The 13,187-nt window shown below is 67.9% G+C and carries 11 protein-coding genes and 1 tRNA gene; 6 read left to right on the top strand and 6 right to left on the bottom strand.

What is annotated here, in order from left to right; genetic code table 11:
- Together B4M62_RS12970 and B4M62_RS12965 are read right to left on the bottom strand one after the other, a co-directional pair.
- A partial coding sequence (locus B4M62_RS12970) for an ABC transporter permease (RefSeq protein WP_414651844.1) occupies positions 1-813 on the bottom strand: 813 nt, incomplete at its 3' end.
- A 20-nt stretch (positions 814-833) separates the two neighbouring features.
- Positions 834-1,355, bottom strand: a complete 522-nt coding sequence (locus B4M62_RS12965) for a bacterial proteasome activator family protein (RefSeq protein ID WP_290713673.1) — start codon at positions 1,353-1,355, stop codon at positions 834-836.
- Positions 1,356-1,415: 60 nt separating this feature from the next.
- On the opposite strand from B4M62_RS12965, the gene B4M62_RS12960 reads away from it, so the two are divergent.
- Positions 1,416-2,615, top strand: coding sequence for an aminotransferase class V-fold PLP-dependent enzyme (locus tag B4M62_RS12960; protein WP_290713671.1), 1,200 nt, complete (start codon positions 1,416-1,418; stop codon positions 2,613-2,615).
- Between the two features lie 82 nt (positions 2,616-2,697).
- Positions 2,698-3,237: a MarR family winged helix-turn-helix transcriptional regulator gene (locus B4M62_RS12955; RefSeq protein ID WP_290713669.1), complete on the top strand. Its 540-nt coding sequence runs from the start codon at positions 2,698-2,700 to the stop codon at positions 3,235-3,237.
- A gap of 5 nt (positions 3,238-3,242) precedes the next feature.
- Here the strand turns inward: B4M62_RS12955 and B4M62_RS12950 are convergent, their stop codons facing one another.
- On the bottom strand, positions 3,243-4,220 hold the full coding sequence (locus B4M62_RS12950; protein ID WP_290713667.1) for an NAD(P)H-quinone oxidoreductase: 978 nt from the start codon (positions 4,218-4,220) through the stop codon (positions 3,243-3,245).
- 126 nt (positions 4,221-4,346) lie between these two features.
- Here B4M62_RS12950 and B4M62_RS12945 point away from each other — a divergent pair.
- The 3 genes from B4M62_RS12945 to B4M62_RS12935 all read left to right on the top strand — a co-directional run bounded on the left by B4M62_RS12945 (position 4,347) and on the right by B4M62_RS12935 (position 7,434).
- Positions 4,347-4,431, top strand: a tRNA-Ser gene (locus B4M62_RS12945).
- A 126-nt stretch (positions 4,432-4,557) separates the two neighbouring features.
- Positions 4,558-5,049, top strand: coding sequence for a hypothetical protein (locus B4M62_RS12940; protein ID WP_290713664.1), 492 nt, complete (start codon positions 4,558-4,560; stop codon positions 5,047-5,049).
- 351 nt (positions 5,050-5,400) lie between these two features.
- Positions 5,401-7,434, top strand: a complete 2,034-nt coding sequence (locus tag B4M62_RS12935) for a CocE/NonD family hydrolase (protein WP_290713662.1) — start codon at positions 5,401-5,403, stop codon at positions 7,432-7,434.
- On the opposite strand, the gene B4M62_RS12930 is transcribed toward B4M62_RS12935, so the two are convergent.
- Positions 7,358-9,334 carry a heavy metal translocating P-type ATPase gene (locus B4M62_RS12930; RefSeq protein WP_290713660.1) on the bottom strand — a complete coding sequence of 659 codons (1,977 nt, stop codon included), beginning with the start codon at positions 9,332-9,334 and terminating at the stop codon, positions 7,358-7,360. The two genes, B4M62_RS12935 and B4M62_RS12930, sit on opposite strands and share 77 nt — an antisense overlap.
- 126 nt (positions 9,335-9,460) lie before the next feature.
- Complete coding sequence (locus tag B4M62_RS12925) at positions 9,461-10,399, bottom strand: LysR family transcriptional regulator (RefSeq protein ID WP_290713658.1); 939 nt, start codon at positions 10,397-10,399, stop codon at positions 9,461-9,463.
- Positions 10,400-10,505: 106 nt separating this feature from the next.
- On the opposite strand from B4M62_RS12925, the gene B4M62_RS12920 reads away from it, so the two are divergent.
- On the top strand, positions 10,506-11,513 hold the full coding sequence (locus B4M62_RS12920) for a YeiH family protein (protein WP_290713656.1): 1,008 nt from the start codon (positions 10,506-10,508) through the stop codon (positions 11,511-11,513).
- Positions 11,514-11,533: 20 nt separating this feature from the next.
- Here B4M62_RS12920 and B4M62_RS12915 read toward each other — a convergent pair whose 3' ends face one another.
- A complete protein-coding gene (locus tag B4M62_RS12915) occupies positions 11,534-13,132 on the bottom strand; it encodes a hypothetical protein (protein WP_290713654.1) in 1,599 nt (532 codons plus the stop codon).
- Positions 13,133-13,187 lie beyond the last annotated feature (55 nt).

The raw sequence follows: 13,187 nt of genomic DNA, 5'->3' as shown, positions 1-13,187 counted from the left end.
CAGTGCTGCGGCACACCCGACGACGGTGCAGGCCATGACGATTCCCCAATGGTAGAAGGCCACATGCTCACCGAGGAGTGGTCCGCGAGTGATCTCGATGTAGTGGTAGAGCGGATTGAGCTCGACCAGCCGGGCCCGGCTGCCGACTTTGTTGCCCACCTCCGGGCCAAGCCGCCAGATGATCGGCGTCATGAAGAAGGCCAACTGAACGACTGTCGCCGTGAGCTGGGAGATGTCGCGGAACCGTGTCGAGAGGATTCCGAAGACGATGGTCACCCAGATCGCATTGAGCACGAATAGCGCTATCGCGGGGAAGAACAACAGCGCCGACCAGGTGATCGGCGGCCGGAAGACCGCTACCACCACCAGGAATATGACGATGTTGTGAGCGAAGATGATGAGTTGGCGCCATACCACGCGGTAGACGTGCACGCTGATCGGCGCGGGCAGCTGTTTGATCAGCCCTTCGTTGGTGGAGAAGACCACCGCGCCCTCGAGGATGGAGTTCTGGATGAAGTTCCAGAAGATTAGGCCGAGGATGACGTAGGGCAGGAACTCTTTGATTGAGAACCCGAACAACGTGCCGTAGAGAAGGCCCATCGCGATGGCGGTGACGCCGGTCGCGACGGTGATCCAGAGTGGTCCGAGCAGGGATCGGCGATAGCGCTGCTTGATGTCCGTCCACCCCAGGTGCAGCCAGAGTTCGGAGCTGTACAGGCCATCTTGGAGGTCGGCGAAGGCCCGTCGGAACGTCCGCGAATCCGACACTTCCGGGGCGGGTGGGATCACCCGCCCATCAGCTGCTATTGACACGGCTACCCAGCATACAAGTGTTAGAGGTATTGACCTGGCCCCGGCGGGTGGGCAGGACCACTGCCGGGACCGGGAAGTGCGCCCTGCCGCATCTGCTCGAGTTGTGCGCGAGCGGCCATCTGCTGGGCGAACAGCGCTGTCTGGATGCCGTGGAACAGTCCTTCGAGCCATCCGACGAGCTGGGCCTGGGCGATGCGCAGCTCGGCATCCGACGGGGTGGCGTCGTCGCTGAACGGCAGGGCCAGCCGCTCGAGCTCCTCCTGGAGTTCGGGGGCCAGACCGTCTTCGAGTTCACGGATCGAGGAGCGGTGGATGTCGCGCAGGCGGTTGCGCGACGCGTCGTCCAGGGGTGCGGACTTCACCTCCTCGAGGAGCTGCTTGATCATCGAGCCGATCCGCATCACCTTCGCCGGCTGCTCGACGAGGTCGGTGATGCCCACTGCTTCGCCGCCCTCCGCCCCGTCGCCGCCGCCGACCACGATGATCTGTCCCGGCGCCTCGTCGCCGGGGAGGGGAATCGGGGTTCCGAAGCCGTGAGTCATGGCGACCATTGTGTCACTGGAGTCTGACCTCGGGTCGGGGGCGACGGCTATCGTGTTCCTATGCCGTTCGACGTCGCCCATGCCCGTGGGTTGTTCCCCACCCTGGGCGACGGCTGGATCAGGCTCGACCCGCAGGCCGGGATGTCGATTCCGGCGTCGGTGGCTTCGGCCGTTTCCTCGGGGTTCCGGCAGCTCGTCTCCGACCCGGGCTCGGCGAACCCCGGGGCCCGGGCCATGGCCGATGCGGTCGTGTCGGCGCGGCGCGCGATTGCGGACCTGGTGAAGGGCGACCCCGCGGGGGTGGTGCTCGGCCCGTCGGCAGCGCACCTGGTGAGTGGCCTGGTCGATGCGTTCGGGACGCAGGCCTGGTGGGGTACCGAGGTCCTGCTCTCTCGTGACAGCGACCTGGCCAACATTGTTCCGTGGGAGCGGCGTGCGCAGGCGTTCGGTGCCCGGATCCGCTGGGCCGAGACCGATATCGAGACGGGGACGATTCCGATCGACCAGTATCTGGGCGCGATCGGCGACGCGACGAAGGTCGTTGCCGCGCCGCTCGCGTCGTCGACGACGGGGGCCGTCACCGACATCTCCGAGATCGCCCCCAGAGTGCGCGACGCCGGTGCGCTGTTCGTCGTCGACGGCACCGCTGCCGCGCCCTACCTGCCACTGGACATCACCGAGCTCGGTGCCGACGTGCTCATCGTCTCGGCGCACCGATGGGGCGGACCACGATTGGCGGCGATGGTGTTCGCCGATCCGGCGCGCATCGATGACCTCGAGTCGATCGCGCTCGACAGCGGCGCTATCGGTCCGGCCCGTCTCGAACTGGTGGCGTCGCCGGGCGGGGGGCTGTTGGCCGGCCTTGGGGCGTCGGTTGAGCATCTCGCCGACCTCGATGAGACGGCGCTGGGTAAGCGGCGCCGCCGGCTGACCACGTCGATGGACGCGCTCTACGAGTACCTGCAGCGACTCGACTACTACCTCGTCAATTCTCTTGAGAGCCTGTCGGCGGTCCGTGTTCTGGGCGTATCCGAGCATCGCGTTCCGATCGCCAGTTTCATGGTCGACGGTGTCCCCGCCGACCGGGTCGTGCAGCGGTTGGCCGACAACGGTATCCGGGCCCTGGCCGGGGTGCCGAGTCCTGCGCTCAAGCAACTCGGCGTCGACGACGAGGGGGGTGCGGTGACCGTCGGCCTGGGTCCGTACTCGACCCCGTACGAGGTTGACCACCTCGTTCGAACGGTGGGGTCGTTGGCTTAGCGGGCGCTGCTGATCTGCGGAGTCGGGCGATCGACTGCGCAGTGTCATTTATAATCCTGGTTTCAGGGAGGTGAATGAGCAGATGACTCGGGTGCAGGACTTTTACGATGAACAATCCGACGACGCGCCGGGTGCGGGAGTCGCCTTCGGGGCGCTGACCCCGGAGCAGCGCAGGTCGTGGCGGGCAGTCCTGGACGGTGGCTGGAAGGTGCTGGCCATGATCAACCAGGGGCTGTCCGACGCGGGCTTCTCTGCACCGTCTGATCTCCGGGTCCTCGAGGTACTCGGCCGCGAGCGGCGCCTCCGCATCTCCGACATCGCTTCGGCGACTCACATTCAGATGAGCACCGTGTCGCGCCAGATCGGGCGGCTCGTCGAGCAGGGGTGGGTCGAGCGGGTCGACGAGGTGCGGGGTGACGATGCGCGCCACCGTTGGGTTCGGCTCACCGCGGCGGGCCGAGAGCACCTGACCCAGATCGTCGAATGCCGGGACGCGCAGGTGCGCGAGCACGTCGTGGCCGTTCTCGGCGAGGACGACTTCTGCACTTTCGGCACGCTGTTCCAGCGTCTGGCGGACGAGGCGGGCGAGGTTCTCGCCGACCCTGCACCAGAGGAAGGCTGACCGCGTTACTCGTCGTCGGCGACGATGAGTAGGACCTTGCCGATGGCGTCGCCGCTTTCGAGCCGAGCATGGGCTTCGGCCGCCGCGGCCAGCGGAAACACCGAATCGACAACCGGTCTGATCGTGCCGTTGGCGAGCAGCGGCAAGGTCAGTTCCAGGGTGGCGGCAACGATTTCAGCCTTGCTTCCGTCGCCGTAAGTGGGCCGGGAGCGGAGCGTGGTGCCCGCGACGGTGGCGCGCTTGGCGAGGAGCTGCCCGATGTCCAGGGTGCCCCTCGACCCGCCCTGCATGCCGATGATGACGAGCCGGCCACCGGTGTTCAATGCGGTGATATTGGCTTCCAGGTAGTTGCCGCCGACGATGTCGAGAATGACATCTGCGCCACCGTGGGCTGCGAGGACGGCGGCGAAGTCCTCGTCGGCGTAGTTGATCGCAAGGTCTGCGCCGAGCTCGCGGCAGGCGGCCAACTTCTCCGGGGTGCGCGCGGTGACCGCGACGCGGGCCCCGAGATGTTTGGCGAGCTGGATGGCGTGCGTGCCGATTCCGCTACTGCCGCCGTGGATGAGGAGGGTCTCGCCGGGCTGTAGGTGCGCGGTCAGGACGAGGTTGGAGACGACGGTGCAAGCGGCTTCGGGAAGTGCTGCGGCGGCGTGCGATTCGATGGCGTTCGGTACCGGGATCACCTGGGCGGCGGGGACGGCCGCGAACTCGGCGTAGCCGCCGCCGGCCAGCAGTGCGCATACGTGGTCGCCGATCCGGAACTCGGTGATGTGCTCGCCGACCTCGACCACGGTGCCCGATACTTCTACGCCGAGGATCTCGCTCGCTCCCGGTGGCGGCGGATAGTTGCCGCGCCGCTGGTGTAGATCGGCGCGGTTGACGCCGGCTGCGGCGACCCGGATGAGGACCTCGTTGTTTGCGATGTCGGGTACGGGGACATCGGTGATGGTCAATTCGTCGTGGTGACAAGCAATGGCACGCATGTCCTCGATGCTGGTCGTACGCCGGTGTTTCGTCAATCCCACCCAGATCGACGTTGCGCCGACGAAACCGCACGGGAGTCCGGTGTGTTGATCATCGGTGCTGGTCGGCTAGCCTTGGAGCCCGAAGGAAGCGTGGCAGAGCGGCCGAATGCACTCGCCTTGAAAGCGAGCGTGGGTAAAACCACCGGGGGTTCAAATCCCTCCGCTTCCGCAGTTGAGTCGCGACCTCTTTTTCGAGGTGTCGGGGCTCGGGGACGCGAAGACCTGCCGTGGTTCAACCTGCCGTGGTTCAACTACGCCGATTCGGGTCATATCGCGCACCGGGTATCATCGGGGCATGCGTATGTCCACAGTCACCGCTACTCTCGCCATGTTCTTGGCGCTGATCGCAGCCGCCGTCTTCGCGGGACCGGTTCACGCGTCACCGCGACCTGCGCCGACCGGGTTCTGCCCCGGAACGTCGTCGACGTATCCCTGGGCGGCGGGGACGATCTGGTACGGCAAGGTGTTCGACGGTAAAGGACGCCTGATCAATCGTACGGTTGCCGGGGAGATCGTTGGCGGAACCGTGCGCAGTGTCGGCCCCCGTCGGTGGCGGATCGACTACAAGGGGCTCCCGGTGACCGATTACATCACCGCGCGGGGACGGGGCTACTACACCGGGGATATCTTCGTCGCCGGGCAGTATGCCGGGGCGTTCGAACTTCGCTGCCCGTACCGCAAGAAACGCGCTCGTTCCGCGGAATCCGCGAAGGCGCCGTCGGTAGAATCCCCGAAGGCGCCGTCGGCAGAATCTCCGACCGCACCGTCGTCCGCGACCGACCGGTAACGACGGTCCCGAGGCGGTGGCGCGCGGCTCGGTCCGACGGTCCCCGAGCAGCGCACATATCACGCTCGTGAGTTCGGGTCGCGCTGCCGCAGCGACGACAACGATGGTCTGAGACGCCTCCACTTCCGCAGCATCCGGCGGGAGGTTCGCGCATTTCCCGATCGGCAGCCGACCCGCTCCGGGTGGGCTGAGCGGCGGCCCGGGGGCGGATGTCCGCTTCGCCGTTTCTCAGGTTGCTCTCACCTTGACACTAGCTACCGTCCAGTAGTAATCTGCGATTCAAGTCACACGGCTTAGGTGCGTGGTGGGGAATCACATGCGCTGACTGCGAACAGCTCATGGGGGTCTCGGATGTATAAGCTTGTCAGCCGACTGGCGACGGTCGTCGTCGCGTCGGCTATTGCGATTGGCGTTGCCCAGGCGCCGCCGGCGCAGGCCACGGCGCTGGGCATCAACCCGCCGCAATTCACCAAGACCTACTTCGGGCCGACGCGCTACGCAGGGATCAGCGCTGCGTCGAGCGTCCCGATCCGGATGTCGGACGGGACCATCCTACGCGCGGATATCTTCCGGCCGGCCGACGCCGCCGGCCGTGCCACCGCTGACAAGAATCCCGTAATCGTCAACTTGACGCCGTATAACAAACTGGTCAGCCGATTGGCGGCAGTGGCCATGAACGTTCCCGGCCTCTCCAAGCCGGTGCTCGACTTTTTTGCCAGCATCAACCTGTCCGGGACTCCTATCTCGGGCATGGAGCAACTGCTCAAGGTGGCCAACGGCGGGTTCGTCAGCTCCTTCGCCTTTGATCCGAACCTGGTGCGCAGCGGGTACACCCAGATGGTCGTCGACGTTCGCGGCACCGGAACGTCCCAGGGCGTCTGGGACGTTTTCGGGCCTCGCGAGCGCCAGGACACCCTCGAGGTGCTCGAGTGGGCACGGACCCGCTCCTACTCCAATGGCGAGCTGGGGATGTCCGGCTATTCGTATTCGGCGGTGAACCAGCTGCAGGCGGCGTCGAAACACCCGCGCGGTCTGAAGGCGCTCTTCCCCGCCGCGCCGATGACCGACATCGTCGCCGACGTCGTTGCGCCGGGATCCGGCTATGGCGCCGGCTTCCTGGCAACGTGGTTGCTGGTGGTGAACTACACGAAGACCATCCCGGACGTGCCCAGTCTGTTCCGGGGCGAGTTCGATCCGATCTGGCTGCGCGACCGGATCAACAACCCGGCCGTCTTCGTTCCCGAGTACCTGCAGGGACTGTTCGCGAAATCAACTGATTCGCTGAGTGGGCGAACCAAACAGATCGTGCAGATGAACTCGGCCTATCGCAACGCACTTACCACCGATGCCGCTGCCGTGCAGGTGCCGACGTTTGTCGTCGGCGGGTGGCAGGACCTGTTTACGAACATGGAATGGCGCACGCTCGACCAGCTCAGCGGACTGCCGCTGAGTCAGAAGAAGATGCTGATGAGCACCGGGCGGCACGTGACCAACGGTTGGGATACCCGGGGCGAGCCCGGCCAGCCGCCGTCCTGGAACATCTTGCAGCGCGCGTGGTTCGACAAGTGGATCAAGGGCATTGACAACCACGTCGACCAGTACGCCCCGGCCACCAGTCATCAGCAAGGCGGGGGCTGGGTGCAGTCCACGTCCTTCCCGCGACCCGATCAGGTGCACCGTCGCCTGTACTTGACGGCGCAGCGCACCGGCACCTCCCCGACGTCGATCGCCGATGGTTCGCTGGCTGCTGGCGCGCCCACGCGCGCCGCGAAGTGGACGGTCGCCCCCGGCATCACGACGCTGTGCTCGAGCGATACCAACCGCGATCAGCTTGGTGCCCTCAGCTGGCTCGACTTCTGCAGCAAGGACAATCGGACCGCCGAACGTGGCGCGTTGACCTTCACCTCGGCGCCGGTGTCGGAGCCGACCTCCATCAACGGAGCGATTAACCTGCACGTGAAGACCCAGGTCGACGCCAAGGACGGGTTCTTCGCCGCCGTGGTCAGCGATGTTGCGCCGGATGGGTCGTCGCAGGCCCTGACCACGGGCTCCCTGACGGTCTCGATCCGCAACCAGATCGACCAGGCGCGCTCGCACTATGCGCCCAACGGAGATGTGGTGGACCCGATCTACTCACTCGACGCGTTCAAGCGCGACACGGTGAAGCCGGGGGCCAAGCAGTTCCTGGACATTGGGCTGCTCGGCACCGACGCGCTACTCAAGAGGGGTCACCGTCTGCGTGTCAGCGTCTACGCGTTCAACGCGCCCCGGGCGGTGTCATTCGGCCCGATCTCGAACGACTCGCGGCTCAAGCCCGAGCACGTGTTGATCGATCCGAGCTCCCCGAGCTGGTTGCAGGTGCCGAGTAACCGGCCGATCGGCTGACCGGATCGGCCGGCTTGCGGCGCTCGGAACGCGGGCCCATTGCCCGCAGGGCGCCGAGGATGGCGATGAGGTCCACGCCCTCCTGTAGCCACGCGCCGATCAGCGCGGGCAGGTAGCCGAACGCGGCGACCAGCATGAGCCCGACGCTGATCGCGATGCCCACCCAAATGCTCTGCAGAGCGATGCGGACGGTGTCCTGTCCGATGCGGACGGCGCGGGGGAGGCCGGAAAGGTTGTCGTAGCGGTTGACCACGTCGGCCGATTCGCTGGCCGCCGTCGAACCGCGGGCACCCATCGCGAAGCCGATGTCGGCTGCGGCGAGAACGGGGGCGTCGTTCAGGCCGTCGCCGGCCATCAGGACCGGCCGCGGTGAAATGTCGCCGACGAGCTGAACCTTGTCCGCCGGGTGGCAGGACGCATGGACCTCATCGATCCCGGCGGCCTCGGCAATCGGCCCGGCGGTGGCGGCGACATCGCCGGTCACGATTACGGTTCGCTCGACGCCGAGTCGTCGCAGGTCGGCGATCGCCTGCGCGGCATCGGGCCGGATCCGGTCGCGCATGATGATGACACCGGCGTATTCGTCGTCGAGGGCGGTGTAGATGGCGAGCTCGCCGGGATTCAGGTCGGCGATCGTCATATCCGGTGCCGATTGGGCGATCCAGGTTGGCTTCCCGACGCGGATCACCCGGGTGGCCGGGGGATCGCCGGGCTCGTGGAACTCGGCCATGACCCCGTTGGTGGCGAGTTCTTCGGCATGCGCGATGTCCAGGAGCGGAAGCGCGTCGGTCGCCTTGGCGACGGTCACCACCGAACTGGCGAGGACGTGGGAGGAGTACACCTCGGCCGATGCGGCGAGCTGGAGAACGCGGTCGGCGGTGAAGCCCGGGGCCGGGAGGATCCGCACCAGTTCGGGGTGTCCGGTGGTCAGGGTCCCGGTCTTGTCGAAGGCGGCGGACCGGACTCGGGCGAGCTGTTCGAGGGTGCCCCCGCCCTTGACGATTAGGCCGCTGTGCGCGGCGCGGCTCATGCCGCCGAGGAAGGCGACCGGGGCGGCAATAAGGAGCGGACAAGGGGTGGCGACGACGAGGACCTCGGCAAAACGAACCGCCTCCCCGCTCACGGCCCAGGCGATGCCGGCGATGAACAGTGACACCACGGTGAATGGCAGGGCGTAACGATCGGCGAGCCGCACCACCGGGGCCTTGCTGTTCGCAGCCTGTTCGACCAACCGCACGATCTGCTGGTACTCGCTGTCGCGCGCCGCGGCGACCGCGCGGACCACCACGGCGGCGGCGCCGTTCACCGCCCCGCTGGAGACCTTCTCCCCAGCCCGGCGCTCGACCGGCAGGCTTTCCCCGGTGAGGGAGGACTCATCGAATACCGCGTGCTCCGCGAGCAACACGGCGTCGACGGGCACCACCTCGCCGGGCCGGACGAGGAGCAGGTCGCCGTGGGCGATCTTGTCGGCGGGCACGACTTCGCTCGCGGCGGCATCGAGGCCTGCCCCGGGGTCGTCGGTGAGCAGTCTCGTGCCCTGTTGCGGTGCCTTGTGCAGCAGCGCGGTCAACTCTCGCTTCGACCGATTCTGCGCGTAGTCCTCCAACGCGGTTCCGCCGGTGAGCATCAACACGACGACGAGCGCCGCCCAGGATTCGCCGACCAGGACGGCGGAGACGATTGCGGTAACGGCGAGCAAATCGAGGCCGGCGTGCCCGCGGATCAGTTGGCGGACCATGCCGACTGCTTCGACGGCGGCAATCGCCAGGGCGTAGCCGCCGACCAGTCTGGCGGCGTAGTCGTGTGCCGGCGTGGCCAGCAGCACTAGACCGGTGACGCCGACCACCACGGTGAGGAATACGAGCGGGTAGTTCGTAATCGCCGCTTTTACCCTTTTCATGGCGCGATCTTCGCAGATCACCGATGCAACCGCATGGAAGGTGAGGCTGGGCTGATTGCCGGCGAAGTGGTGCCGGGGTGCACCGAACCGGACCCAGGCGAACAGGACGCCGGCGCGGGATGGGTGTCAGTGGTGTCCGGGCGGGTCGGTGCGATGCGAGGGCGTGTCGTCGTGATGACTGCGCGCGATCCGCACAAGGTCGGCGGCAGGCCCCGCGAGATCGCGCGGTGGCCGCCAGACCGCTCGAAGATCGCGGGCGACCTGCAGGCCGTCGACCTGGACCAGTCGCGCGGTGCCGGCGCGCACGGCGCCGTCCACGGCGAGTGTACTGAGCACCGCCGGTCCGACGCCGGCGGCGACGGCGGTCGTGATGGCGGCGCTGCTGCCCAGTTCCAGCAGTGGTGCTGCCCGCGCATATCCGTCCAGCGCGGTGTCGAGGGTCTCGCGGGTGCCCGAGCCGGATTCGCGCATCAGCAGGGGGGTGCCGGCGAGTTCGGCGAGGCCCAGCGGGCGATTCCGGCGGGCCCAGGGATGGCCGGCAGGGACGATGACCACCAGCCGGTCGTGTGCGACGACGGCACTGTGCATGCCGGTGGGGATCGTCGGGGATTCCACGAAGCCCACCGCGCACGCGCCCGTGCTGAGTGCGTCGAGCACGTCGGCGGAGTTCTGCACCTGTAGGTGCACGGTGGTGTCGGGGTGTCCGGCACGGAACTCGCCGAGCCACCGCGGCATCAGGTGCTCGGCGACGGTCAGTGAGGCGGCCACCGTCAGCTCGGCGTCCCGCTCCCCGCGCAGAGCATCGGCGACGGTGAGGAACTGGGTTGCCGCGGTCAGTGTCTCCCGCGCCCAGTGGACCAGGATCGTGCCGTGCGCAGTGAGGGTCGACCCGCTCGTCGTGCGCTCGAGCAGAACTACGTCGAGCTGTCGCTCGAGGCGCGCGATCGCCCGGCTCGCATTCGGCTGTGCCATGTGGAGGTCGCGTGCGGCAGCGCTGAGGCTGCCGTGGTCGTCGACGCCGACGAGCAATTCCAGTGCGATGAGGTGCAGTGAGCGGGGGTGCACCGGGGTGAGGTTACCCGTCGACGTGCGGCGGGGTATATCGAAACTGCATGTCCCCATGCCCGGCCGGGGACTACTGCCAGTCGCGCGTCCGCAGCACGCTGGTGGCATGACTCAACAACTCAGCCGCAGCGCACCGGCCCAGCGGCGGACCGCGGCGGCCGTGCCCGGCCTGCTGCTCTGCGGTGCGGCCAGCGCGGCAGCGATGGCGGTGCACGGCGCGGTACCCGTGGTGAGTCCGCTGCTGGTGACGATCGTGGCCGGGGCGGCGGTGGCCAACGTGGCCCCGCTCGGGCCGCGCTACGCACCCGGTCTGGCGGTGGCGGCACGGCCGCTGCTGCGGGTCGGGGTCGCCCTGCTCGGGCTTCAGCTAGTCTTCGGCGACATCGTGGGGCTCGGCGCTCGCGGGATCGTGGTCATCGTCGGTGTCGTGGCATTGAGCCTCGCTGGATCATTGTGGGCCGGAAAGCTCCTCGGGCTCAGTCCGGCTCAGCGGTTGCTGATCGCCTGCGGGACCTCGATCTGCGGCGCGGCCGCGGTGGCCGCCGTCGATGACGTGATCAACGCCGACGACGAGGACGTCGCCACGGCGATCGGCACCGTCGTCGTCTTCGGTACGGCGCTGTTGGGGCTGATCCCGCTCGGGGTGGGGCTGCTTGAGCTGGGTCCGGTGCGCGGCGGGGTATGGGCGGGTGCGTCGATCCACGAGGTTGCGCAGGTCGTAGCGGCCGGCGGGGTCATCGGTTCGGGGGCGCTCGCGGTGGCGGTGGTCGTGAAGCTGGGCCGAGTGCTGATGCTGGCGCCGGTGATGACGGTGATCAGTCTGCGCCGCCGGCGCCAGGCCCGATCGGGGCCGCGGCCGCCGCTGGTGCCGGCGTTCGTGTTCGCCTTCCTGGTCTGTGTCTTGCTGCGCTCGGCCGATGTCGTGCCCGGCCAGGTGCTGGTCGTCGCGGGCCAGGTGCAGGTCGCACTGCTGAGCGCCGCCATGTTCTCCCTCGGCACCGGGGTGCGGATCGCAGCACTGCGCGCCGTCGGCCCGCGGCCCTTTCTGCTGGGTGCCGCGGGCACCATGTGGATCGCCGGACTTGGGCTGATCGGTGCCCTGGTGGTGGCGTGAACCGGTGGAGGCCGGGTCGGCTATCGCCTGGTCAGTGTGCCCAGCGGTGTGGTCAGCAGCCCCGCGGGCGCGATAACAAGGCGGTTGCGGCTGACCTGCACGCCGACCTCGAAGATGTCCTTACCCGCCAGGTGCTGCTTCATGAACCGGCGAAGTTCGGCCGAGTCCGGCGCCCACGGCTCGGCGGCGCGCAGGTCGAGTGCGCCATCCATCGTGCGCAGTTCGTCGTCCAGGCCCGGTCCGCGTGGCAGAAAGCGGAGACCGTCGGTGGTGTACAGCGCAACCTCGTAGTTTCGGCCCGTCGGCGACGTCAGCACCATGGGGTGCTTGGTCTGCGCCCAGTCGAAGTCTGTCGTCGAGAGCCGCCAGCCGGCGGGCAGTGCGCCGGCAAAGTTGACTCCGCTCGGCGGAGCCAGCGTCAGGGCCGACTGGTCGGTCGACGGGTCGGCGTTGAGAACCGGGCGTGCGAGCGCGTCGCCCGTCGTCGTGAACTGCCAGGCCGGGGCGAAGAGTTGCTTGTGCCAGAAGCCGGTCGTCCCGTGCTGGCGGCCCTCGACGCGCAGTTCACGGTCCTCGACGGCTGGTCCCGAGTCGTGGATGGAGATGCGGGAGGTCACTTCGCCCGAGACTTTCGGCTGATGACGCCAGTCCTTTGCGGGCAGTGCCACCGGGGTGTAGGCCGGGTTGAACCGCTCCTCGAGCTGGGAGGGGGCTTGGGCGCCGTTGATGCCGCGCCGCTGCCAGGTGTAGCGCTCCGGGATGTTGTTGGAACCGGCGAAGTCGAGGTCGTACTCGCGGGTGTACATGTCGCCGTGGCGGTTAATCACAAAGGTGACCGAGCCCGACGCCGAGATCGCCTCGGAGCGGAAGCGCCCGCCGAGCGGGCCGCCGATCTCGTAGCTGTAGTCGGCCGGCAACCACGGATCCTGGTACACGATGCGGGAGCCGTCGCCGGTCAGGCTGACCAGCTGGACCAGCCCGGCGGTCAGCGGGTGTGTGTGACCGGCCGCATCGGTGAAGCTGCGGGAGATGCGGTGACTCAGTGACCACGTGCGCGCCTGCCGGGGGTCGGTGGGCACCGTCATCCCGGGCCACAGCCAGATCGGCCCGCCGTGCAGGCGGGTCCAGTTCCACGTCACCGGTGCGGACAGGAGGTTGTCGAGCGAGTAGATCCAGCCGTTGCGGTCCAGGGCCACCAGCATGTTGTTGTTCACCGAGACGCCGACGATCCGCCCATCGAGGCACGGTGGCGTCGGTACCTTGCGCCACGGGCCGGTGGAGTCGCGCTGGCGGGTGTACAGCGAGCCGTGGCGCAGAGCGGTCTCGATGAAGCTGTTGAAGCCGACGACTCCGTCGCGCAGGTGGACCGCGGCGGGGAGTCCGGCGCTGGACCGCGCCGGTGCAAGCACCGTGAACACGGCGGGCCCCTTGTCGCCGGGCAGCGGGGTCGCAATGCCGGGAAGCGGCGGGATCAGCTGGTTGGTGCCGATCAACGGGACGCAGGCCAGTGGCTGTGACGACGGGGTCGGCTGGGCGTGGGCGCCCGGCGCGGCGACCGCGGCCGCCATCAGCACAGCGACGGCTGCGGCACATGAGGTCAAAGCCGAACGGCGGCGCATCAAGAACTCCTACCTGCCGCCTTCGATGGCGGTGCGGGCGTGAATGTGACGCCGA

Source organism: Gordonia sp. UBA5067 (assembly GCF_002414845.1).
GTDB classification, from domain to species: Bacteria; Actinomycetota; Actinomycetes; order Mycobacteriales; family Mycobacteriaceae; genus Gordonia; species Gordonia defluvii.
This window is presented reverse-complemented; position numbering and strand designations above follow the sequence as displayed.